A 23,456-nucleotide genomic window follows, 5' to 3' on the forward strand; every position below is an offset into this window, starting at 1 on the left:
GAGTGGTCACTCAGTTATTGACCCTCATGGCCCGTCCTCGCAGCGAAGACAAGCGCAACGCCATCCTCGATGCCGCCACGAAAGTGTTCGCGGAGCAGGGGATCAGTGCGCCTACCGCGAAGATCGCCCGCGAGGCGGGGGTGGCCGAAGGCACGCTGTTCACCTATTTCGACAGCAAGGACACGCTGCTCAACCAGCTGTACCTGGAGCTGAAGGTGGACATGCGGGATGCCATGCTCACCGGCTATCCGCGCAGGGCCAGCAGTCGCGAGCGTGCGAGCCATGTGTGGCGCACCTATATCGGCTGGGGCGTGGCCCATCCGCACGGACGCAAGGTAATGGCGCAGCTCAGCGTCTCCGAGCGCATCACGCCGGAAACCAAGGCGATCGGCTCGGCGCCCTTTGGCGATGTCCAGGGCATGTTGCAGGAGGCAACGGCGAAGGGGGCGTTGAAGGATCTGGATCCCGCTTTCGTGGGTGCCTTGCTGACGGCCCTGGCGGAAACCACCATGGATTTCGTCGTGCGCGAACCGGCACGGGCAGAACACTATCGAACGGCAGGCTTCGAGGCGTTCTGGAATGCGATCGGCAAAGCCTGATTTTTTTGTGATCATTAAATGAGTGTGTAATCACTCAATAACGAGGAAAAACATCATGTCGAAGGTATGGTTGGTAACAGGTAGTGCGCGCGGCCTTGGCCGCGATATCGCCGAAGCGGTGCTCGCCCATGGCGACCGGCTGGTGGCTACGGCGCGTCGCCCCGAGCAGCTGGCCGATCTGGTCGAGCGTTATGGCGAGCAGGTTCGCGCGGTGGCTCTGGATGTGGCGGATCCCGTGGCGGCCCGCGTGGCCGTGGACGAAGCCGTCAAGGCGTTTGGACGTCTGGACGTCCTGGTCAACAACGCCGGTTATGGTCACGCCCGGCCATTCGAGCAGACCGAGGAGGACGATTTCCGCGCCCAGATCGAAACCAACTTCTACGGCGTGGTGAACCTGACCCGCGCCGCCTTGCCGGTGATGCGCGCGCAGCGTTCGGGGCACATCCTGCAGATTTCCTCGGTCGGTGGGCGCATCGGCACGCCGGGCCTGTCCGCCTACCAGGCGGCGAAGTGGGCGGTGGGCGGCTTCACCGAGGTGGTGGCGGCGGAGGTCGAACATCTGGGTATCAGGCTTTGCTCGCTGGAGCCCGGCGGCATGCGCACGGATTGGGCCGCCGAGGCCAACAGCACGCTGGGGGATCTGCTGCCTGACTATCAGGCCTCCGTCGGCGTGTTCCGCGAACGGCTCAAGGATGCGCTGGGCAAACAGGCGGGCGATGCGGCACGCGTGGCCCAGGTGGTGTTGAAGATGGGTTATCACGAGCAGCCGCCGCGCCATCTATTGCTTGGCAGCGACGCGCTGCATTACTTCGGCATGATCGATGGCGAGCGCAGCAAGGCCGCCGAACGCTGGCGCGACGTGACGGTGTCCACCGATTACGAGGCGGGCGACATGCCGCCGTTTCCGGCGGCGTGAGAGCGCATGGAGGTGTCGCGATGAAGATCGTTCTATGGGGTGCCACCGGCATGGTCGGGCAGGGCGTATTGCGCGAATGCCTGGCCGCGCCGGATGTGGATGAGGTGCTGGTGGTGGGACGGACGGGGGGCGGCGTCGTCCACCCCAAGCTGCGTGAAATCGTGCATGGGGATTTCTTCGACTACCGTTCGATCGAGCATGAGCTGCAGGGCTACGACGCCTGCTTCTTTTGCCTGGGCGTCAGTGCGGCAGGCATGGACGAGGCCGGCTATACCCGGCTCACCTACGACCTGACCCTGGCGGCAGCGAATACGCTGGTGCGGCTCAATCCTGCCATGGTGTTCGTCTATGTATCCGGAGCGGGCACCGACAGCAGCGAACAGGGGCGCAGCATGTGGGCGAGGGTGAAGGGGCGTACCGAGAATGCGCTGCGAAAGCTGCCGTTCCGCCAGGTGTTCCTGTTCCGCCCCGGCTTTATCGAGCCGGTGCACGGCGAGCGGTCCAAGACCACCCTGTCGCGCGTGGTGTATGTGCTTTCGCGGCCGTTGGTGCCCCTGCTGCGCGCCCTGTTTCCCAGGCACATCCTCAGCACCGTGATCATCGGGCAGGCGATGTTGTCGGTGGCGAGGCATGGCGCGCCCAGGGCGATTCTCGAATGTCAGGACATTCTCGACGCGGCGGGAAGGGCCTGAGCACAACGGGCATGCCAAAGAAGTAGTGCGCCCATCGGATGAATGGCGTAGCGTGGCGCGGCGTTCCCTTGGCTGTGGGCCTGTGCGAACCGGCCTGCCTGGTCTGCAACCCGTCTGGCGACGAGTGCCCGCATGCGCCGCTCATGTGTCCCTGGCAAAACACGCTCGTGCCGCCTGGCCGTGTTGGCTGGCCTCGTGCTGTTGGCAGCCTGCAGCGGTACGGTAAAAACAGGGGGCGAGGGCGATGCACTCGTCCGTGCCAGACATCTGTGGCGCGAGGCCGCCGAAACGCCGCGCAAGGACATCGCCGCGCGCAGCTGGATGCGTTGCGCGGTCGCGGCCTATCGCGCATTGGAGTCGGACCAGGCGGCGCAGCAGACAACGGCGCAAGCCATCGCCGATAGCTGCACGCACGAGCTGCTGGGCTATCTGCTGGACCAGGAGCCTGCACTGTGGCGGCCGCGCACGCTCAGCGTGGCAGGCGAGCCGCTGCGGGTAGTGTTTCGCGACTTGCCCAACAGTCTTTACGACGGTCCCATCGCGCTGGTCCGTGCCGACGAAGTCACCATTCCCGCGGTGATGGGCGAGCGCTACACCTCGCCTGGCTTCGGCGTGCCGATGGTGGGCTGGCAGGCGCAATGCCATGACCGGCCGATCTGCGCGCTCGATCCGCCGGATGGCATCACGCGCGCGCTCACCGCATGGATCGAGCCGGGGAAAGACGGCACCGCCGAGCTGGTGGTGGCGGGCACGCGCCAACGGACGCAGATCACCATCGGCCAACGCGAGGTGCCGTTGGCGACGGATTTTTCGGCGGCCTATGCCGCGCTGTTCGATCGCACGCGCATCAATCGACTGGCGGTGTGGAATCTCATCGGCGGACGCCAGTTCGCATTGCGCGCCGGCCTGTATCTGCTGGAGGATTATGACCCGGCCAAGACGCCGGTGATCATGGTGCATGGGCTGGGGCGCAGCCCGATGGTGTGGGCCAGGCTGACCAATCTGATCGACGGTTCGCCCGAGCTGCGAGCGCGCTATCAGGTATGGCACATCATCTATCCCACCAATACACCCGTGCTGCTCAATCGTCTCAATGTGCAGCGCATGATGGATCGTGCGTGGCGCCTGCTTGATTCCGACGGTACGGCGCCCGCGCGTCGCGACATGGTGCTGATCGGCCACAGCATGGGCGGCGTGATCTCGCGGCTGCTGGTGTCCGACAGCGGCAACGTCATCTGGAATGCCGTGTTCGATGTGCCGGCCAGTGAGCTGCAGGGTTCAGCTGCCGACATCGCGCAGGTCGAGTCGCTGTTCCGTTTCCGCGCCTATCCCGGCGTGACGCGCGCGATCTTCCTGGCCTCGCCACACCTGGGCAGCCCCACGGCGGACAGTTTCCTGGGCAGGCTCGCCCTGCGTTTCGTACACGCCCACGCGCCGGAACTCGACGCGTTGCATCGGGTGGCCCAGGACAATCGCGAACACGAAAATCCATTGCTGGCCGCGGACTATCTGCACAAGGGTCTCACCAGCATCAGCACGCTGCGCGCCACGCAGCCGGTGAGCCATGCGGCGCAGGCCTTGATGCCGGTGCCGGGCGTCCGCTACTACACCTTCGCGGGCGATCTGGCGGGCTCCGATCCGCCCAGCGATGGCTACGTGCCGCTCAAGAGCGCGCTGATTCCCGGCGCCACCTCGACCACCGTGGTCGACAGCGATCACAAGCTCTATCTCAACGAGGAAGTGCTGGCGAAGATCCTGGAGATACTTCGCCAGCCGTGATGCCGTCGCTTACTGCGCGACGAGCGCGGGCAATACCGGGTTGAGCGACGAGGTCTGCGGCAGGGGCAGCTTGATGGGATCCTGCGGCGCGACGATGGCCCATACCAGCAGCTTGGCCGGCTGGGTGGTGCTGGCGTTGCGGGTGACCAGATGATGCGTGCGCGGCGGCTCGTACCAGCTCTGGCCGGCCGTATAGGTTTTCGCATCCTGTCCTTCGAGCTGCGAAATCACTTCGCCTTCGAGCACGTAGGCAAAGATCGAGCCGGGGTGCAGATGAGGCGCCGCGCTCTGGCCAGGTGCCAGCGTCACCGTAGCCATCAAGGCGTTCTTGCCCGGCACATCGGGCAGCGGCTGTTTCATCAGCGGCTGCACGCTTTCTTCGCCGCCCTGGTGAGCATGTGCCGCACTCGCGGCACCGAACGCGATGACCAGCGAAAACAGCACGGAAGCAAAACCCGAAAATGAGGTCTTCATGACGGCAGCTTGCGGAATGAAATCGCGAAGCGGTTCCAGCCGTTGATGGCGATCACCAGCAGGGTGAGGTCGGCCAGTTCTTCGTCCGAGAAATGCGGCCTCACCGACTCCCACACGCTGTCGGGAACGTGGTTGTCGGCGATCAGGGTGAGTGCTTCGGTCCATTCCAGCGCTGCGCGCTCGCGGTCGGTGAAGAACGTGGTTTCGCGCCACGCGCTGATGGTGGCGAGGCGGCGGTCGTTCTCGCCGGCCTTGCGCGCATCGGCGGTGTGCATGTCCATGCAATAGGCGCAGCCGTTGATCTGCGAAGCGCGCAGGCGGACCAGGTCGACCAGGGACTTGTCCAGGCCGCTCTTGGTGATGCGCTGTTCCAGGCCCATCATCGCCTTGATGGCGTCGGGGCTGGCTTTGTAGAAGTCGATACGCTGGCTCATGGCGGGTTCCTCGATGAGGGATTCGGTGAAGGTGGAAACAGGCTAGACTCTTCAATGGCCTTCTTGAATATCCATTTTCAAGAGAACTGAGGTAGCCATTGATGGACATTCAGCTCACCATCTCCGGTCGGCGCGACCTGGCCGGACAGCTATACCAGCAGCTGCGTGCTGCGATCGTGGAAGGCCGGCTGGCGCCCGGTTCGCGACTGCCTTCCTCGCGCGATCTGGCCGTCCAACTGGGTGTTTCGCGCAAGACCACGCTCGAGGTGTTCGAGCGATTGGGCGCGGAGGGTTTCCTGATCGGCCGCCAGGGCGACGGCAGCTTCGTGGCGACCGGGTTCACTCCCATGCCATCGAAGACGAGAGCCCGCAGCGGCGTGTCGCCCAAGCCGGCCAAGGTCTGGCGACGCGTGCCGCCGACGCTGGCGATGCCCAGGGTGAGCGAGCGGCTTCGCTACGACTACCTGGGCGGCGTCACCGACAAATCGCTGTTCCATGCCGATGTCTGGCGCAAATGCATCGCCCACGCCCTGCGTGCGCAGGCGCGCGGCCGTGGCATCTATCGCGATCCGGCCGGCGAGCAGGAACTTCGCCTGGCGATTGCACGCTATCTGGGTTTCAACCGCGCCGTGGCCTGCGATTGGCAGGAGGTGATGGTCACCCAGGGGGCACAGCAGGCGATCGACCTGGCCGTTCGCGTGATGGTCGATCGGGGCGACGTGGTGGTGATGGAAGAACCCGGTTACCCGCCTGCGCGCAGCAGCATGCTGGCCATGGGCGCACGCGTGAAGCCGGTGCGCGTGGACGAGGAGGGCCTGTGCGTGGATGAACTTCCCGATGAGGCGCGGCTCGTCTACGTCACGCCCTCGCACCAGTTTCCGCTGGGCATGCCGATGAGCCTGGAGCGGCGCATGGCCTTGCTCGAATGGGCATCGCGCCGTGGCGCACTGATTGTGGAAGACGATTACGACGGCGAATTCCGCTTCGAAGGCCGGCCGCTGGAATCGCTCAAGAGCCTCGACCGCAACGGTGTCGTGGCCTATATAGGCACGTTTTCCAAAACCCTCTTTCCCGAACTGCGCATCGGTTACGTGGTGCCGCCGCCATCGCTGGCGGATGAATTCCTCAAGGCGAAACAGATCACCGACTGGCACGGCTGCAGTCTGACGCAGGCGGCCCTGGGCCGTTACATGCTCGACGGCGAGTTCGGGCGGCACCTTCGCCGGATGCAGAAACACTACGCGGAACGCCGCCTCGCCTTGCTGCAGCACCTGCGCGGGCCGCTTTCGCCATGGCTGGAACCCATCGTGCCGGCCGCCGGTATCCACATGACGGCGATGCTGCGCAAAGGCGTGCACGAGGACGCCCTGATCGCCAAGGCGCGCGCCGCGTCGCTGGCGCTGTACGGTATCCGCCGGTTTTACGCCGGACGCCACCCGCGCCAGGGCCTGCAGTTCGGCTACGGCGACACGCCGGTGCACGACATTCACACCTCCATGCAACTGCTGGCGTCCTTGCTTCACGGCCAGGCCGCCGAAGACCCACCTGGCCATTCGGTTACCACCCAAAAGTCCTAGACGCGGGACGCTGCAAATTCACGCGAATTCAGCATTTGCTTGCGCATGATCGGGCCGCATGGTGGGCATTCGATGGATGTCGCCGCGCAACGAGCACGACGGCTCAGGGCGGAGCGATAGGCGTCCAGACGTCCTCCCGCGCAACGGGCAGGGCGTTCCGGGCGACATCACCGGACGGCGTGGGGGAAGGGAGCGAACGCATGCGCAAAATGACCATCAGGTTTCAGGACGTCGCCACCGAACTAGCCCAGATCAACGCATTGCGCGATGACGTGATGGAGCGTGCCTTCATCGTGCTCGAGCAGCGCCACGACACGCTCGCCTCGATGCTGGTGCAGAGCCTCGGGGATCGCCAGCGCGCCGTGCGCTGGATGTGCCGCCACCAGAACGCATTCGACGGCCGCACCGCCTATGAGCTGCTGGCGGACGGCGAAGCGGACACGGTGTGGGACGAGATAGCGCTGCTGAGTGACGCGCCGGTATCGGCGCGCATCAACGCCGTGCGCATGGCTTACTGAGAGCGCTCGGTTCGGATTGCCACGTCGCCGCGCGTCGGCCGGATCGCCCACACGCTGTTGGCGTCGCCCGTGTACGCGCGTCGCGTGGCGGCGCGTGCGAACAGCGCGAACACGATGCCCAGCGCAATGCCGGTAAGGTCCACGCCGATCACCCGCCACGCCAGCGGCGACCACTCGTGTGCCATCGCCGCTGCGTTGACAGCCAGATCGACCAACGCCATGAGCAGGGTCAGCGCAGCGGTTGCCCACAACAGTTCGATGGTGGCCTTGGCGATGGGGCGCAGGCAGGCATACGCGCAGGCGGCGAGAAAAAGTCCGTAGCAGGCCACGCGCTGCGGCAGCCCCGCTTCCACACCCAGGCGCTCGGCGATCCAGGTCGCCACGAAGGCGCCGCTGATCGCCAGGCAGCTGCCGATGCACACGCCGACGGTGGCGCGCGCCATCACCAGCGTCTTGCGCGGCTGCTCGAGATGGCGGCGCTTGCGGCGCGATTCGATCCACAGCAGGTTGCCCGAATAGAACAGGAACGCTCCGGCCAGGCCGAGCACGAAATACAGCCACTGCACCGTGCGTCCGCCAAAACTGCCGAAATGCAGGCCGAACAGCGCGGCATAGCTGATGCCGTTCACGCTGTAGCGGTTGCCCACGAAGGTGGCCAGTACGCTGCCGTCGTGCGCGGACATCGCCACCGTGCCGTACGAGCCGAGGGTGTGCTGGGCAAGTCCCATCACTTCGGCGACCGCGTTGCGATCGCCGTAATGCACGAAGTGCAGGTAGACGGGTTCGAAGCTGGATACGCCGCTCTTGAGCGCTTCGGCTTGCGCGCGCTGCATCAACACCTCGGTCGACAGCATGCTCGCCGGGATACCGCTCACCGTCACGGCGGGCGTGGTGTTGGTGGCCCTGCTGAAGGCCTCCGAGAGCTTTCCGTCGAACGCCACCGTGTTGAGCGCCGCCAGCGTGATGGCGAACAGGCAGAACAGCGCGCCGGTCACCGCGAAGACCACATGGAACGGCAGGCTGATCACGCCGATGGCGTTGTGCGCGTCCTGCCAAAGCCGCTTGAGGTTGTGTCCCACGCGCATGGCGAACAGATCCCGCACCAGCTGCGGCAGGTGGATGAGCAGGCCCGAGAGCAAGGCCAGGCCATAGATCACGCTGACGATGCCCATCAGGTAGATGCCGATCACCGGCAGCCCCAGCGAGTCGTGCAGCGCGTAGACGAAGTCGGCCAGTTCGTTTTCCGCAGCGTCCGTGCGCGGCGCATCCACCTGGCTGGCGGTGGCGAAGCGGCTGCCGTTCTTCGCTTCCCAATATGCATAAGCCGCGTGCGAGCTGTCGTGCGGCAATACGATGCCGAAGTCCGCGCGCGCGTCGGGCTGATGGCTCAGCAGGCGTTCGATCAAGCGGTCGTTGGAGACGTTGGCGTCGGCGGTGGCCAACCACGGCGGGTTTTGCCAGGCGGCGATGTCGTCGTGGAAGACGGTCAGCGCGCCCGCATAAAACGCCACGAACAAAGCGAAGCCGGCGAGCAGGCCGGTCCAGGTATGCACTGTCTGGAACGTGCGGAGGGTGGCGGCTTTCATCGGAACGTCCTGTATCAGCCGGGCAGGCGCATCAGCCACAGCGCGGCGAACACGACGACGTTGGCGCCGCCCATCACCAGCCAGGCACGCGCGCCATTGCGAAACATGTAGGCGCCCGCCATGAAGGCGGTCCACAACGGGAAAAAGAGAATCAGCGCCGGAATGAGGACCGCTTCGCCATGTCCCGGCAGCAGGTGCAGCACCAGGGCAAGCAACAAGGCAGCGAGTGGGAAGCCGAGCAGGGTGCCGGCCAGGCAGCGGGCGATCATGATGCGTCGGCTTCAGGCGTGCCGATGCGCCACCAGGCGAGATAGGGCAGCAGCACCCAGGTAAGCATCAGAGCCGTCAGTGCCGCTGTGATGCCGGCGCCGGTACCGGCGTCGTAACACCAGCCCAGCGTACCCAGCGCCACCAGCAGCCACCCCGCGAGCCTGGCCGAAACCGGCAACGAGGACGCGCGCAGCCGCTGCTGGCCGCTGGCCAGATAAACCAGTACGGCACCCGCCAGGGTCGCTAAAAGGGCACAAAAGGTGATCACGTCGGCGCCTTGCTTCCGTCTTCGCGCAGCTTGAATATTGAGAATTATTCTCATTTGGGGGTTGTGCTGTCAACCGCGATGGCTTGGTCCCCATGCTCGGAACCCGCTCAGCATCACGCCCGGCGGCATCCTCACCTCACCGTCATTCCGGCGCAGGCCGGAATCCAGTGGCGTTGAGAGTCGGTCGCCGCCGTGGCTCTTACCGCTTTTCAATGGCGCAGCGAGACAACGGGTTGGCACCGAAACTGGATGACCCACCATTTGGCTGAAAAGCGCTTCCGGCCTGCGCCGGAATGACGGTGAAGGGAATCGTGCGCTCGGAAAGATCTAAAACTGATACTGCAGGCGCCCCACGATGGCCGTCGGATGATCGCCGCTATCCGGGCTGCCCGGCTTGTTCAGGTCGATCGCGTGCACCAGGTTGGCGGACAGTCGCACTGACTTGTCCAGATACCAGTTCACGCCGAGCGTCACGTTGGTTTCCTTGCCGCCCACCACGTCGCGGTCGTTGAGGTCGGTCATGCTCAGCCGTACACCTACTTCCAGCGCGCCGCCGCTGCGGCCGTTCCACGAGGCATGCGGAACCACCGGTCCAAAGGTCGCGTTGCTCTCGCGATAGTCGCGGCTTTCGCCGGTGATCATCCAGCTCGCATAGCCATACCAGCCGCGAAACCGCAGCGCAGGCAGGCCGTCGTTGCGTTGCAGATGGGCTTCCATGTATTCGCCTTGCCACGAGAAGGGCCCGGCGACATGGGCGACCTCCAGCCCATAGCGCTGCACCTTGTTCGAGCCGGTGATGCTGCCGGTATCGAGGAAATAGTCGCCGGAGGACAGCGCCACTTCCGACGCGGACTGGAAGTGCTGGTCGTTGTCCGGCCCGGCGCGTCGCGTGGAGTAGTCGATGGCGAGGTGATAGGGGCCGCTGTCGGTTTTCAGCAGATAGGCCAGCCGGCCGGTGAGCGCCACGCCGCGCTGCGTGCGGCCTTCGTCCTTGCTGCCCGCGGTGTAGAAGCCGTAGCTCCAGATCCACGGCCCGTGGAAATCGCTGGAGGTGATGCCGATGCTTCGGCTCGGCGCCAGCGCATTGGTGGTAGCGCGTTCGAGGAAGGTGGTGTTGCGGAAGCTGCCGAACTGTTCGAGCCCGAACGGCTCCTGCTGGTTGCCGATCGTCACCACGCCGAAATAACGGGTTTGCTTGCGCAGATACACATCCTTCAACTCGAACCGGCCATCGACCAGCTGCGCATCGGCGTAGAACAGCCAGTCGAAGCGCAGCATGTGCTGGACGCTGATATCGGCCCGTCGCACGGCGAAGACGGTGTCGTTCAAGGCGGCGCCAGCGTTGTTGGCGGCGTCGATCATCACGTAGCCGTTGATCTGGTTGTGCATCACCGGCGTGTCGATGCCCCCTTCGAAGGGCCGCATCAGCGAGATCCGGCGCATTGCATCGAGCGCGGCGCTGCTGTCGCTTCCGGTGGAACTGGCGGGCACCGATGTCTGCTGTGCTGTCGTCGGGGCAGTGGGCGCGGCGGGTCTGGACGGCTGATGGACGCAGCCGCAGGCCGCGCTGCAGCTCAGGCTTGCGGCGAGCCATGTGCGCACATGGCGTGCCAGCGGTGGGCGCTCCGGGTCGGCCATGAGGGTGCGAGGTTCCCGTACTCCATGGGTGTGCGGGCAGGCCTGCCAAGGCTGCCCAGGCATGGTGGCAAGGATTGTGATGCCCCCATCCATCGCTCCGCCTCCGAAAAACTACTGTCGCCGTGCCGCAACTCCCTACGGCAGCGCATGGCGGGGCGTGCGGGTTAATATGGCGGTTTGCAACGCCTCCCAGGAGTCCTCGAGTGATCATCAACCCCAAGGTGCGTGGTTTTATCTGCGTGACGGCCCATCCGGTCGGATGCGAGCGCAACGTGCTCGAACAGATCAACATCACCAAGGCGCAGGGCAACCTGGGCGAAGGCCCCAAGCGCGTGCTGGTGATCGGCGCCTCCACCGGTTACGGCCTGGCCTCGCGCATCACCGCTGCCTTCGGCTACGGCGCGGCCACCCTGGGCGTGTTCTTCGAGAAGCCCAGCAGCGAGAGCAAGACGGGCACCGCCGGTTGGTACAACTCGGCCGCGTTCGACAAGTTCGCCAAGGAAGCGGGTCTGTTCAGCCGTTCGATCAACGGCGATGCGTTCGCCAACGAGACGCGCGAGCGCGCCATCGAGATCATCAAGAACGAGATGGGCGGCAAGATCGACCTGGTGGTGTATTCGCTCGCCTCGCCGGTGCGCAAGCTGCCGGATACCGGCGAACTGGTGCGCTCCTCGCTCAAGACCATCGGCGAGACCTTCACCGCCAACTCGATCGACACCAACCGCGACACCGTGGTGCAGGCGTCGGTGGAGCCGGCCACCGAGCAGGAAATCAAGGACACCGTCACCGTGATGGGTGGCGAGGACTGGAAGCTGTGGATCGATGCGCTGAGCAAGGCCGGCGTGCTCGCCGACCATGCCAAGACGGTGGCCTATAGCTACATCGGCACCGAGATCACCTGGCCGATGTACTGGCACGGCACGCTGGGCCAGGCCAAGCAGCACCTGGACAACACCGCCAAGCAGCTGGTCGCCGAGCACAAGGCCGAACATCTGGACGCCTATGTGGGCGTGATGAAGTCGGTGGTGACGCAGGCAAGCGCGGCGATTCCGGTGCTGCCGCTGTACATCGCCATTTCCTTCCGCGTGATGAAGGAAAAGGGCATCCACGAAGGCACCATCGAACAGATCAACCGCCTGTTCCGCGAACGCATGTACCGCACGGATCACCAGGCGCCGGAACTGGACAGCGATGGCCGCCTGCGCCTGGACGACTGGGAATTGCGCGAAGACGTGCAGCAGCTGTGCAAGGCGCTGTGGCCGACCATCACCACCGAGAACCTCAACGAGCTCACCGACTACGCCGGCTACAAGAGCGACTTCCTGCGTCTGTTCGGCTTTGGCCGCACCGACGTGAACTACGAGGAAGACGTGAACCCGGATCGTCGTTTCGACGTCGTCGAGCTGTAACCGCACGACACCGGATGCCGTCGCCGCGGCGGCATCCGGTACGGTCCAAAGACGAGGCATACAACGGCGCGGGCGGTCACTAAGCTGCCGCCATGAACACCGCCATCGTCTGGTTTCGCCGCGACCTTCGCCTTGCCGATCATCCCGCACTCAGCGCTGCCGCGAAGGCGCACGAACAGCTCATTCCGCTGTATATCCATGCGCCGCACGAAGACGGCCAGTGGTCTGCGGGTGCCGCCAGCCGGTGGTGGCTGCATCATTCGCTGTCACGACTCGACGCCCAGTTGCGCGAGCATGGCAATGCGCTGCACCTCGCACAGGGCGACAGTCTCCAGGTACTGCGTGAGCTGATCGAACGCACCGGCGCCACGGCGGTGTACTGGAGCCGCCAATACGAACCGGCTGCCATCGCACGCGACAGCGCCATCAAGGCGGCCTTGCGCGAGCAGGGCGTCGAGGTGCACAGCTTCAACGCATCGCTGTGGTGCGAGCCTTGGCAGATCGAAACACGGCAGCAGGGGCCGTACCGTGTGTTTACACCGTTCTGGCGCACGCTGCGGCCGCAGCTCGCCACGCCGAATCCCTTGCCGGTGCCTTCCTCCCTCCGGGGTATCGAGCTGGATGGCAGCATACCGCTCGATGCGCTTGCCTTGCTGCCGCGCATCCCTTGGGATGGCGGCCTGCACGAGGCATGGCAGCCGGGCGAGCAGGGCGCGCAGGAATGGCTCGACATCTTCATGGACGATGCCGTGAGCGATTACGCGCGGGCTCGGGACTTGCCTGCGCGTCATGGCACCTCGCGGCTTTCGCCGCACCTGCATTTCGGCGAGCTATCGCCCCGGCAGATCCAGCGCCAGCTGTCCGACCGCGCCGCCGATACCGATGCGCGCCGGCGACCCGATATCGAACCGTTTCTGCGTGAACTGGGCTGGCGCGAATTTGCCAACCACCTGCTGTATCACTTTCCCAGGACGCCCACGCAGAACTTCAACGAGCAGTTCGACACCTTTCCCTGGGCCCGGAAAAGCAGCAAGGCGATCGAGCGTTGGCAACAAGGCCGCACCGGCATTCCATTGGTGGACGCGGGCATGCGCGAGCTCTGGCATACGGGCTGGATGCACAACCGCGTGCGCATGATCGTCGCCAGTTTCCTGTGCAAGAACCTCAGGCAGCACTGGCAGCACGGCGCGCAATGGTTCTGGGACACGCTGGTGGATGCCGATCTGGCCAACAACACACTGGGCTGGCAGTGGGTGGCCGGTAGCGGTGCCGACGCCGCGCCGTATTTCCGCGTGTTCAATCCGGTGACGCAGGCGAGGAAATTCGATCCGGACGGCATCTACCTGCGCCGCTGGTTGCCGGAATTGGCCGGGGCTTCGGTGGAGCTGTTGCATGAGACATGGCGCGATGCTGCGTTGCTGAAGCGCAGCGGCTATCCGGCGCCGATGGTAGAGCTGGGCGAAAGTCGCGATGGTGCTCTCGCGGCATATCGCGCCATGCGTTCCCGCTGAGGCAAGCGTCTCACTGTGGGAGCGCACCCTGTGCGCGACATGCGCCTTGCAGGTCACGGCTCCGTGGGATCGTCGCGCACAGGGTGCGCTCCCACAGGAGCCTCTGTCCTGCGCAACATCCACGCCAGCACGGGCGGCGTCACCATGGCGGTCAGCAGCGACATCGCCACGATGATCGCGTAGATACGGTCGGTGAAGACGCCGGCCGTCAAACCGAGGCTGGCGATCACCACGCCCACTTCGCCACGCGGCACCATGCCAAAGCCCACCACCGTGGCACTGCGCGCACCCAGCGACAGCGAACCGAGGAAGCCGCCGATCAGCTTCGAGGCGATCGCGATCAAGGTCACCACCAGCAGCATCACGGCCGCTTCGCCGTTGGCCAGCTGGTGCAGGTCGATCTTGCTGCCGGTGACCACGAAGAAGAACGGCGTGAGCAGTGCCAGCAAGGGCTGCGTCTGTTTTTCCAGCGTGTGCTGCTGGCGTGTTTCCGAGGCGATCATGCCGGCGAGGAAGGCGCCGATGATCGCGGCGAGCCCGAACAAGGTCGACACGTAGGCCAGGCCCAGGCATAGCGCCAGCACGATGGCCAGGGCCGAGTGCGGGCTGCGCGGCTTGTCCAGCCAGCTGGAATTCCAGCGCATCACGCGGGCGCCGCCGATGCCGATGATCGCGATGAAACCCACGGCGCCGGCCAGCACGACCAGCAGGTGCATGACATCGATGCCGTCGCCGCCTTGCATCGACACCACCACGCCGAGCAGCAGCATGGCCAGGATGTCGTCGATCACGGCCGCGCCGAGGATCACCTTGCTCTCGACGCGTTGGAGCGCGCCCAGTTCCTGCAGCACGCGGGCGGTGATGCCCGCGGAGGTCGCCACGAAAGCCGCCGCCACGAACATCGAGCGGCTCCAGTCGAAGCCGCTGGCATGCGCCCACACGCCGCCCATGCCAAACGGCAGCAACACGCCCAGCACGCCCACGATGAAGGCGATCTTGCCGACTTTCTTCAAGTCCTCCAGCCGCGTTTCCAGACCCACCGAAAACAACAGCAGCACCACGCCGATCTCCGCCAGCACATCCAGCGAGGTGCCCGGCGCGACCTGATCGGGGGTTATCCAGCCCAGCAGGGACGGGCCGACAGCGCAACCTGCCGCGATCTCGCCGACCACCGCGGGAAGCTTCAGGCGTTGCGCGATCTCGCCGCCGATCTGGGCGGCGACGAAGACGATGAACAGCGTGAGCAGGATGTCGCTGGCGTGATGCATGCAGAGGGACGCGGCGGCAATCGGATGCCACGCATGCTACATGCTTGCGCTGGGGCGTGCGCTCAGTCGCTCGGGTGGGGCGAGCGCGGCGGACCCTCGCTGCGCAGGCGGCTGAACACCCAGCTGGCCGTGGCCGTCACGATGGCCAGCAACAGCACCGTCCAGCGGAACGCCGGGACATAGTCCTCATGCGCATGACCTTGCAGCAACGCCTCCATCAGCAGCGACGCGAGCGCGATGCCGAAGCTCATCGACAGGTACTGCGCGGTCGACGCCATCGACGACGCCTGCGAGGCGAACTTCACGTCCAGGTCGTTGTAGATCAGCGTGTTCATGGCGGTGTACTGCATGCCCATGAAGCCGCCGTAGACGAACACCATCAGCGCGATCACCCACATCGGCGAGCTCTTGCCGAGCAGCGCGAAAGCCGCCAGCATCACCGCGACGATCAAGGTATTGGTGAACAGCAGCTTGCGATAACCGAAGCGCTGCAGCATGCGATTGATGCCCCACTTGGCGGTGATCGATCCCAGCGCCTGCGGCACCATCATCAGGCCGGCCATCAGCGGCGACCAGCCGCAACCGACCTGCAGGAACAACACCAGCAGCAGGAACATGCCCGACACGCCCAGGCGCGTGAACAGGTTGCCTGCCAGCGAAACCCAGACGCTGCGCACGCGCAGCAGGCTGAGATCGGCCACCGGATGATCGGTGCGCCGGCTGTGCCACACGTAAGTGGCGCCGAACACGATGGCCAGCACGCCGTAGATCGAGATGCGCAGCCACTGGCCACCGCCGCTGGCGACTTCGGAGGCGGTCAGAAGCATCGCCGAGGCCGCCGCAAACAGCAGGAATCCCGCCAGATCGAACGGATGCACGTCGTCGAGGCGGTAGTCCGGCATGTCGCGGCGATTCATCCACATGCCGACCACGCCCACCGGCACGTTGATCAGGAAGATCAAGCGCCACGAGGTGTACTGCGTCAGGGCGCCGCCGAGCAGCGGGCCGAGCACCGAGCCGAGCAGGCCCACGGTGGCCACCGTGCTCATGGCTTTGACGAAATCGCGCTTGTCGATACTGCGCACGAGCACGTAACGGCCCACCGGCATCAGGGCGGCGCCACCCAGGCCCTGCAGCACGCGCGCGGCCACCAGTTGGGGCAAGGTCTGCGCGATGCCGCACAACAACGAGCCGATGGTGAAGGTGGCGATGGCGGCGGCAAAAATGCGCCGGGTGCCGAATCGGTCGCACAGCCATGGGCTGGCCGGAATGAAGATGGCCAGCGTCAGCACATAACTGGTCAGTGCGGTGCGCATGCCCAGTGGCGTGACGCCCAGCGCCTCGGCCATCGCGGGTACCGCGGTGTTGACGATGGTCGAGTCCAGCGCCTGCATGAAGAACGCGGCAGCCACCAGCCAGATCAAGCCCCGATAGCGGTCCTGCGAAGCGTCGACCGGCGGCGAGGAAACCGGTGCCTCCTCGCCGGGCGGCGGCACGGGGAGATTGGTTTCGGTGGCGGCTAAGTTTTCAGGCATCTCTCATCATTATAGCTGCTATGGCAGCTTGCTTTTGAGGGTGGCTGCGTCCAAAGTCGGCTTCGTTTCATCTTTGGGTCGCGCATGTGCGCGCCACGTCAAAGCATGGCTACAGTCGATGACTCGACGGGCAGGGATGAACGCAGAACACCAAAAAACACGAGCGCGCCGGGGCGGCACCGTCCCGGCGCGTCGTCTTTTGCGATAGACCGCGGATCGATGCAGCACGCGTACACAGACAGGAGTCACCATGAGCAGCAAGCCACCCATCGTCATTTCCACGCTTGACCTCAAGCGCATCGAAGCACTGCTGGAACGCATGCCGCCGATCGAAGCCGTGAAGTACGAGGAACTGCGCGGCGAACTGGACCGTGCGGACGTGTTGGAGCCCGCCGCCATTCCCGCCGACGTGGTCACCATGAATTCCGTCGTCACCTTCAAGGACGAGGACTCCGGCGACGAGGTGACCATCACGCTGGTGTATCCGTCGGGCGCCGGTGCGCCGGGCACGGTATCGATCTTTGCGCCCGTCGGCAGCGCCTTGCTGGGCCTGCGGGTGGGCCAGCATATCGAGTGGCCCACGCCGGACGGCCGCCGCCGGCCGCTGTGCGTGCTGGAGATCGAATACCAGCCCGAAGCTTCCGGCGACCTGCATCGCTGAAGGCATCGACGCCGCCTTCATGCACGCGCCCTTCACGGCGTGCGCCACGCGCAGACCTCGAGCAGGCTCTTAGGTAAACTTCCGCTCATGAGGACACCCGCATGAGCCAGCGCCAGGCCACCGATTGGCGCGCCGAGGCCGCCGAGTTGCGCGACAAGATCGAACGCGCGAATTATCGCTACCACGTACTCGACGATCCGGAGATCACGGACGCCGAGTACGACGGCGCCATGCGCGCGCTGGAAGCGCTGGAACAGGCCCATCCGGAGCTGGCCACGTCCGACTCGCCCACGCGGCGCGTGGGTGCGCGGGCGCAAGGCGGCTTCGCCGAGGTACGCCACGTCATTCCCATGCTGTCGCTCAACAATGCCTTCGAACAGGAAGGCGAGGGCGAGCGTGAGCGGTTCCGCGAAATCGCCGAGTTCGAACGCCGCATCGAGCAGACGCTGGACCGCCGCAACCCGGTGTTCTCGGTGGAACCCAAGCTCGACGGCCTGGCCATCAGCCTTCGCTACGAAGATGGCGTGTTCATGCAGGGCGCCACGCGCGGCGATGGCGAAACCGGCGAGGACGTCACCGCAAACCTGCGCACGGTGCGCGCCATTCCGCTGCGCCTGCGCGGCGAGGGTTGGCCGCGCGTGCTGGAAGTGCGCGGCGAAGTGATCATGCTGCACAAGGATTTCGAGGCGTTCAACGCGCGCGCCCGCGAGCACGGCGAAAAGACCCTGGCCAATCCGCGCAATGGCGCGGCGGGCTCCCTGCGTCAGCTCGACCCGGCCATCACTGCCCGTCGCAAGTTGAGTTTCTTTGCCTACGCGGTGGGCGACGTGCAGGGCGGCGAACTGCCCCCGACACACTCCAAGACCCTGGCCAGGCTGCGCGACTGGGGCTTCCCGGTATCGCCTGAAGTGGACACAGCCAAGGGCTTCGACGGCCTGGTGGCCTATTACCACCGCATCGGCGCCAAGCGCGACAAGCTTCCGTACGACATCGACGGCGTGGTCTACAAGCTGGACGACTACGAAGGCCAGCGCGTGATGGGCTTCGTGTCGCGCGCACCGCGCTGGGCCATTGCACACAAGTTTCCCGCGCAGGAACAGACCACCACGGTCGAGGCGATCGAGATCAACATCGGCCGCACTGGCGCGGCCACGCCGCTGGCGCGCCTCAAACCGGTGCAGGTGGGCGGCGTCACGGTGAGCAACGCCACGCTGCACAACGCCGACCAGGTGGCGAGACTCGATGTGCGCGTGGGCGATACGGTGATCGTGCGGCGCGCCGGCGACGTGATTCCCGAGGTCCTGCGCGTGATGCCGGATCTTCGTCCGCCGCACACGCAGCCCTGGCAGATGCCCACGCATTGCCCGGTGTGCAACTCGGCCTTGTTGCGCGAGGAAGGCGAAGCGGCATGGCGTTGTTCGGGCGGACTGATCTGCGCCGCACAACGCAAGGAAGCCCTGATCCACTTCGCCGCACGACGCGCCATGGACATCGACGGCATCGGCGAGCGCTTCGTCGAAGCGCTGGTGGATTTCGGTTACGTGCACACGCCGGCCGATCTCTATACGTTGACGCTGGACAATTTCCTGGAGATGAAGAGCCGCGCGGACGAACGCGACGGCACCACGCCGGAAACCGTCAAGCAGGGCAAGGTGGCCACCAAGTGGGCCGAGAACCTGATCGAGGCGATTGCGGCCAGCAAGCACACCACGCTGCCGCGTTTCCTGTTCGGCCTGGGCATCATGCACATCGGCGAAAGCACGGCGAAGACGCTGGCCGCGTGGCTGGGCAACCTCGCCGTGATCCGGCGCATGCCCGCCTCGCTGCTGCGGGTGCTGCCGGACATCGGCGACGAAGTGGCCAAGTCCATCGCGGGCTTCTTCGCCCAGGAAGGCAATCAGAAAGTCGTCGACACCTTGCTGGCATCGGGCATCGTGTTCTCCGACGAGACCCATCCTTCGCCCAAGCTGCGCCAGCGCCTGGACCTGGCGGTCCTGCTGGACATGGCCGGGGTGAACAAGCTCGGTCCCAAGAGCACGAAGTTGCTGGCGGAGCATTTCCCCTCGCTGGACAAACTGGTCGCGGCCGGTCCCGCGCATTGGATCACTGCCGGCCTGCCTTCGGCGGCGTCCACCAATCTCGAAGCGTTCCTGGCCGACAAGACCCATCTGCAGCAGTTGCGCGATGCCGATGCCGCGATGTGGGAGTTGCTCGAGGCGATCCCCAAGACGACCAAGAGCGCGACGATGCCGCTGGAGGGCCAGACCATCGTGCTCACCGGCACGCTCGCCTCGCTCAGTCGCGACGACGCCAAGGAGCGGCTGGAAGCGCTCGGTGCCAAGGTCGCCGGCTCGGTGTCCAAGAAGACCAGTTTCGTGGTCGCCGGCGAGGCAGCCGGTTCCAAGCTCGACAAGGCGCAGGAGCTGGGCGTGGAGGTGTGGGACGAAGCACGCCTGCTCGAACTGCTGGCCACGCACGAGGGCGGCGCATGAATCTGCACATGGCCGGGCGCCTGCATCTGCGCGCGCGTCTGTATGCGCTGATTCGTGCGTTCTTTGCCGAACGCAACGTGCTCGAAGTGGAAACGCCGATCCTGTCGGCGGCCGGCAACACCGATCCGAACATCGAGAGTTTCAGCACGACTTTCAGCGGGCACGTCGATGCCGGCGCACGCACGCGCTGGCTGCGCACCTCGCCGGAATATCCGCTCAAGCGGTTGCTCGCCGCGGGCGTGGGCGATTGCTACGAACTGGGCCGGGTGTTCCGCAACGGCGAGGCGGGCGGCCGTCACAATCCCGAGTTCTGCATGCTCGAGTGGTACCGCGTCGGCTGGGATCATCGGCGGCTGATGGCCGAAACCATTGCGCTGGTCGAAGCCGCGCTGGCCATGACCGGCGCGCGCGCCGAAGTGTGGATCGAAGGGTACCGCCAGTTGTTCATCGACGAACTCGGCATCGATCCGGCGCATGCACCGATCGAGCAACTGCAGCTGGCGCTCGAGGAATTCAACATCAACCCGGAGGGGCTGACGCGCGACGACTGGCTCGATCTGCTGATCACCCATCGCCTGCAGCCATCGTTTCCCGCCAACCGCATCACCGTGATCCACGACTATCCCGCCTCGCAGTGCGCGCTGGCGAAAGTGCGGCCGGGCGATCCGCCGCTGGCCGAGCGTTTCGAGCTGTACCTGGGGCGTTACGAACTGGCCAACGGTTATCACGAACTCAACGACGCCGCCGAACAGCGACGCCGTTTCGAGCGCGACAACCAAGTGCGCCAGTCACGCGGCCAACCGTTGGTTCCGATGGACGAAAACCTGCTGGAGACGCTGGACGCGATGCCCGATTGCGCCGGCGTGGCGATGGGCATCGAGCGCTTGCTGATGTGCCTGGTGGGCACCGACGCCATCGCCGACGTGCTCAGCTTTCCGTTCGCGGAGGCGTGAGGCCATGACGTCGCCGTTGTTGCCTGCGATCCATCACGTGGCGCTCATCTGCTCGGATTACGCGCGGTCGAAGGCGTTCTACACGCAGACCCTGGGCTTTCGCGTCGTTCGCGAGGTGTACCGTGCCGAGCGCGATTCCTGGAAACTGGATCTGGAAGTGTCGCCCGGCGTCAGTCTCGAACTCTTCTCGTTTCCCTCGCCGCCGCCACGCCCCTCGCGGCCCGAAGCGCAGGGTTTGCGCCATCTCGCGTTTGCCGTGCCGGACGTGGACGCCGTGATCGCCACGCTGCGCGAGCGCGGCGTGGACTGCGAGCCGGTGCGCGTGGATGAATTCACCGATCGCCGCTTCACTTTCTTCGCCGATCCCGACGGCTTGCCCATCGAGTTGTACGAGGTGTAGGGCAAAAAAATCCAGCGGCTTTTTCAAGCCGCTGGATCTCGAACTGCAACGATAAGCGATGTGCGTGCTTAGTCGTGCCAGTCCAGCAGATGGCGATAGATCAGGCCGCCCACCACGCCGCCGATCAGCGGAACCAGCCAGAACATCCACAACTGCGGGATCGCCCAACTGCCCTGGAAGAACGCCACGGCCGTGCTGCGAGCCGGGTTGACCGAGGTGTTGGTGATCGGAATGGAGATCAGGTGGATCAGCGTGAGCGTGAGGCCGATGGCGAGCGGTGCAAAACCGCTCGGCGCCAGCTTGTGGGTGGTGCCGTTGATGACGATCAGGAAGAACGCGGTCAACACGAACTCGGCGACCATGCAGGCCATCAGCGAATAGCCACCCGGCGAGTGCTCGCCGTAGCCGTTCGAGGCAAAGCCCGCACTGGCGTCGAAACCTGCCTTGCCAGTGGCGATCAGGTAAAGCACGCCGCCTGCCGCGAGACCGCCCACGACCTGGGCGATCCAGTAGGGGATCACGTCCTTGGCCGGAAAACGGCCGCTGGCCCACATGCCTGCAGTCACGGCAGGGTTGAAGTGCGCACCGGAGATATGGCCCACGGCGTACGCCATGGTGACCACGGTGAAGCCGAAGGCGAGGGCGACGCCTGCAAAACCGATGCCCAGTTCAGGGAAGGCCGCAGCGAAGATCGCGCTGCCGCAGCCGCCGAATACCAACCAAAACGTGCCGAAAAACTCTGCTCCCAAACGCTTGCCCATATTCACGGGGACTCTCCTTGCCAGATTTTCAGGGAATGGCTCGAGCGCATCCATGCGTGACTTCCACAACGATCCCGATTTGAAACAGGCTCTTAGTGCATGGCTCGAGTACGCCTAGGCTAACAAAATTGGCCGTAGGAGTAGTCCACACCCAGGAGTGCAACGGTGAAACCTGACATACCGAAGAGGCTTTTCCTTTGTGTATGCTGCTCCGTCGCTTTCGCCCGGTACTGCAGGATCCTTCGATGACGCAAGCTATTCCGACCGTGCTCCCCCTGGCTTCCGCTGACCGACGGATGGGCGCGCGTGATATCCAGACGCTGCTGCTGGCCTCCCTCGGCGGCGCGCTGGAGTTCTACGACTTCGTGGTGTTCGTGTTCTTCGCGCTGCCGATCAGCCACCTGTTCTTTCCTCCCGACATGCCGCAGTGGCTGGCCCAGCTGCAGACCTACGCGATCTTCGCGGCGGGCTATCTGGCCCGGCCGCTGGGCGGCATCGTGATGGCTCACTTCGGCGACCGGCAGGGTCGCAAGCGCATGTTCACGCTGAGCGTGTTCCTGATGGCGCTGCCCACGCTGGCCATCGGCGCGCTGCCGGTGTACGCCTCGGTGGGCCTGCTGGCGCCGCTGCTGTTGCTGTGCCTGCGCGTGATGCAGGGCGTGGCGATCGGCGGCGAAGTGCCGGGCGCCTGGGTCTTCGTGGCCGAGCATGCACCGCGTGGACGGGTGGGTTTCGCTTGCGCGTGCCTCACCTCGGGTCTCACCGCGGGCATTCTGATCGGCTCGCTCACGGCTGCATGGATGAACCATCACTTTTCGCCCGCCGATGTGCTGCGGGGATGGTGGCGCCTGCCGTTCGTGCTGGGTGGCGTGTTCGGCTTCGTGGCCGTGTGGCTGCGCCGCTGGCTGAGCGAGACGCCGGTATTTGCCGAACTGCATGCACGCAAGGCATTGAGCGAGGCATTGCCGCTGCGCACCGTGCTCGCCGGTCACGGCGGAAGCGTGGTGATCTCGATGGCGGTGACCTGGATGCTCACGGCGGCCATCCTGGTGCTGACCCTGGGACTACCCAGCCTGGTGCAGAAGTCGTTCGGCATTCCCGCGGACGTGGCCTTCCTCGGCAACAGCATGGCGGCGTTCTGCCTGGGCCTGGGTTGCGTGGCGTTCGGCTGGCTGGTGGATCGCATCGGCGCCGCGTGGGCGCTCATCGCCGGCTCGGTGGCGCTGGTGATCGTCACTTACCTGATGTTCGGCGACCTCGCGGCGGGCGGCACGCACTTTCTGCCGTTGTATGCGCTTACCGGTTTCCTGGTCGGCACTGTCGCCGTGGTGCCCACGATCATGGTGGCGGCGTTTCCCGCGCCGATCCGTTTCTCCGGCATTTCCTTCGCCTACAACGTGGCTTATGCGGTGTTCGGTGCCACCACGGCCACCTTCATCGGCTACCTCGCGGGGACGGCCGGCCGCATGGCTGCAGCGCACTACGTCACCATCACCGCCGCGGTGGGCGTGGCGGTGGCCGTGTGGTTGCTGGTGAAAGGCCGCGGCAAAGCCGAGCTGACGACCTGACTGCAGAGGCCCTTACGGGCTCTTCAAATCTTGCCCAAACGCCCATTTTCCTCACCGTCATTCCGGCGCAGGCCGGAATCCAGTGGCGACTGCTTGGGGTTTTCGCGAAGCATGTTCAGAACATGGTCGCTATCGCGACGACCCAGC

At 65.3% G+C, this 23,456-nt stretch carries 22 protein-coding genes; 13 read left to right on the plus strand and 9 right to left on the minus strand.

Annotated features, from left to right (window positions below; translation table 11 throughout):
• Positions 1–26 precede the first annotated feature (26 nt).
• The 4 genes from ISP20_RS12400 (at position 27) to ISP20_RS12415 (ending at position 3,986) form a co-directional block, all read left to right on the plus strand.
• Positions 27–599: a TetR/AcrR family transcriptional regulator gene (locus tag ISP20_RS12400; RefSeq protein WP_204636404.1), complete on the plus strand. Its 573-nt coding sequence runs from the start codon at positions 27–29 to the stop codon at positions 597–599.
• Positions 600–654: 55 nt separating this feature from the next.
• Positions 655–1,515: an SDR family NAD(P)-dependent oxidoreductase gene (locus tag ISP20_RS12405; RefSeq protein ID WP_204636405.1), complete on the plus strand. Its 861-nt coding sequence runs from the start codon at positions 655–657 to the stop codon at positions 1,513–1,515.
• A gap of 20 nt (positions 1,516–1,535) precedes the next feature.
• The gene (locus tag ISP20_RS12410; RefSeq protein ID WP_204636406.1) at positions 1,536–2,207 is read left to right on the plus strand and encodes an NAD(P)H-binding protein; all 672 of its coding nucleotides are present in this window, start codon (positions 1,536–1,538) and stop codon (positions 2,205–2,207) included.
• A 180-nt stretch (positions 2,208–2,387) separates the two neighbouring features.
• A complete protein-coding gene (locus ISP20_RS12415) occupies positions 2,388–3,986 on the plus strand; it encodes an alpha/beta fold hydrolase (RefSeq protein ID WP_204636407.1) in 1,599 nt (532 codons plus the stop codon).
• A gap of 9 nt (positions 3,987–3,995) precedes the next feature.
• On the opposite strand, the gene ISP20_RS12420 is transcribed toward ISP20_RS12415, so the two are convergent.
• The gene (locus ISP20_RS12420; RefSeq protein WP_204636408.1) at positions 3,996–4,460 is read right to left on the minus strand and encodes a cupin domain-containing protein; all 465 of its coding nucleotides are present in this window, start codon (positions 4,458–4,460) and stop codon (positions 3,996–3,998) included.
• The gene (locus ISP20_RS12425; RefSeq protein WP_204636409.1) at positions 4,457–4,894 is read right to left on the minus strand and encodes a carboxymuconolactone decarboxylase family protein; all 438 of its coding nucleotides are present in this window, start codon (positions 4,892–4,894) and stop codon (positions 4,457–4,459) included. Before ISP20_RS12425 ends, ISP20_RS12420 begins: the two co-directional genes overlap by 4 nt.
• Before the next feature lie 101 nt (positions 4,895–4,995).
• On the opposite strand from ISP20_RS12425, the gene pdxR reads away from it, so the two are divergent.
• Both pdxR and ISP20_RS12435 read left to right on the plus strand, forming a co-directional pair.
• Positions 4,996–6,471 (plus strand): MocR-like pyridoxine biosynthesis transcription factor PdxR, encoded by a 1,476-nt coding sequence (pdxR, locus tag ISP20_RS12430; RefSeq protein ID WP_204636410.1) that lies wholly within the window; start codon positions 4,996–4,998, stop codon positions 6,469–6,471.
• A 209-nt stretch (positions 6,472–6,680) separates the two neighbouring features.
• Positions 6,681–6,989: an antitoxin Xre/MbcA/ParS toxin-binding domain-containing protein gene (locus ISP20_RS12435; protein ID WP_239535756.1), complete on the plus strand. Its 309-nt coding sequence runs from the start codon at positions 6,681–6,683 to the stop codon at positions 6,987–6,989.
• Here ISP20_RS12435 and ISP20_RS12440 read toward each other — a convergent pair.
• From ISP20_RS12440 to ISP20_RS12455, 4 genes are all read right to left on the minus strand, one after another.
• Positions 6,983–8,575, minus strand: coding sequence for a PepSY-associated TM helix domain-containing protein (locus ISP20_RS12440; RefSeq protein WP_204636411.1), 1,593 nt, complete (start codon positions 8,573–8,575; stop codon positions 6,983–6,985). The genes ISP20_RS12435 and ISP20_RS12440 overlap by 7 nt on opposite strands.
• Before the next feature lie 14 nt (positions 8,576–8,589).
• Positions 8,590–8,844, minus strand: a complete 255-nt coding sequence (locus ISP20_RS12445) for a hypothetical protein (protein ID WP_204636412.1) — start codon at positions 8,842–8,844, stop codon at positions 8,590–8,592.
• Positions 8,841–9,113 (minus strand): hypothetical protein, encoded by a 273-nt coding sequence (locus ISP20_RS12450; RefSeq protein ID WP_204636413.1) that lies wholly within the window; start codon positions 9,111–9,113, stop codon positions 8,841–8,843. The genes ISP20_RS12445 and ISP20_RS12450 overlap by 4 nt, the downstream gene beginning before the upstream one ends.
• Positions 9,114–9,440: 327 nt before the next feature.
• A complete protein-coding gene (locus ISP20_RS12455) occupies positions 9,441–10,604 on the minus strand; it encodes a porin (RefSeq protein ID WP_204636414.1) in 1,164 nt (387 codons plus the stop codon).
• Between the two features lie 350 nt (positions 10,605–10,954).
• Here ISP20_RS12455 and fabV point away from each other — a divergent pair, with 350 nt between their 5' ends.
• Positions 10,955–12,160 carry an enoyl-ACP reductase FabV gene (gene fabV, locus ISP20_RS12460; RefSeq protein ID WP_204636415.1) on the plus strand — a complete coding sequence of 402 codons (1,206 nt, stop codon included), beginning with the start codon at positions 10,955–10,957 and terminating at the stop codon, positions 12,158–12,160.
• Positions 12,161–12,252: 92 nt separating this feature from the next.
• Entirely contained in the window at positions 12,253–13,671 is a 1,419-nt protein-coding gene (locus tag ISP20_RS12465; protein WP_204636416.1) for a cryptochrome/photolyase family protein, read from the plus strand.
• A 53-nt stretch (positions 13,672–13,724) separates the two neighbouring features.
• On the opposite strand, the gene ISP20_RS12470 is transcribed toward ISP20_RS12465, so the two are convergent.
• Positions 13,725–14,939 carry a cation:proton antiporter gene (locus tag ISP20_RS12470; protein ID WP_204636417.1) on the minus strand — a complete coding sequence of 405 codons (1,215 nt, stop codon included), beginning with the start codon at positions 14,937–14,939 and terminating at the stop codon, positions 13,725–13,727.
• Between the two features lie 62 nt (positions 14,940–15,001).
• Positions 15,002–16,474 (minus strand): MFS transporter, encoded by a 1,473-nt coding sequence (locus ISP20_RS12475; protein WP_204636418.1) that lies wholly within the window; start codon positions 16,472–16,474, stop codon positions 15,002–15,004.
• Positions 16,475–16,724: 250 nt separating this feature from the next.
• Between ISP20_RS12475 and rnk the strand changes: the two genes are divergently transcribed.
• From rnk to gloA2, 4 genes are all read left to right on the plus strand, one after another.
• Complete coding sequence (rnk, locus tag ISP20_RS12480) at positions 16,725–17,135, plus strand: nucleoside diphosphate kinase regulator (RefSeq protein ID WP_204636419.1); 411 nt, start codon at positions 16,725–16,727, stop codon at positions 17,133–17,135.
• A 101-nt stretch (positions 17,136–17,236) separates the two neighbouring features.
• On the plus strand, positions 17,237–19,627 hold the full coding sequence (gene ligA / locus ISP20_RS12485) for an NAD-dependent DNA ligase LigA (RefSeq protein WP_204636420.1): 2,391 nt from the start codon (positions 17,237–17,239) through the stop codon (positions 19,625–19,627).
• Positions 19,624–20,580 (plus strand): EF-P lysine aminoacylase EpmA, encoded by a 957-nt coding sequence (epmA, locus tag ISP20_RS12490; RefSeq protein ID WP_204636421.1) that lies wholly within the window; start codon positions 19,624–19,626, stop codon positions 20,578–20,580. Before ligA ends, epmA begins: the two co-directional genes overlap by 4 nt.
• A 4-nt stretch (positions 20,581–20,584) precedes the next feature.
• Positions 20,585–20,980 carry an SMU1112c/YaeR family gloxylase I-like metalloprotein gene (gene gloA2 / locus ISP20_RS12495; protein WP_204636422.1) on the plus strand — a complete coding sequence of 132 codons (396 nt, stop codon included), beginning with the start codon at positions 20,585–20,587 and terminating at the stop codon, positions 20,978–20,980.
• A gap of 68 nt (positions 20,981–21,048) precedes the next feature.
• Here the strand turns inward: gloA2 and aqpZ are convergent, their stop codons facing one another.
• Positions 21,049–21,747, minus strand: coding sequence for an aquaporin Z (gene aqpZ / locus ISP20_RS12500; RefSeq protein ID WP_204636423.1), 699 nt, complete (start codon positions 21,745–21,747; stop codon positions 21,049–21,051).
• A gap of 290 nt (positions 21,748–22,037) precedes the next feature.
• On the opposite strand from aqpZ, the gene ISP20_RS12505 reads away from it, so the two are divergent.
• Complete coding sequence (locus tag ISP20_RS12505; protein WP_275586810.1) at positions 22,038–23,309, plus strand: MFS transporter; 1,272 nt, start codon at positions 22,038–22,040, stop codon at positions 23,307–23,309.
• Positions 23,310–23,456 lie beyond the last annotated feature (147 nt).

This window comes from Dyella kyungheensis (assembly GCF_016905005.1).
In the GTDB taxonomy this organism is placed as follows: Bacteria; Pseudomonadota; Gammaproteobacteria; order Xanthomonadales; family Rhodanobacteraceae; genus Dyella; species Dyella kyungheensis.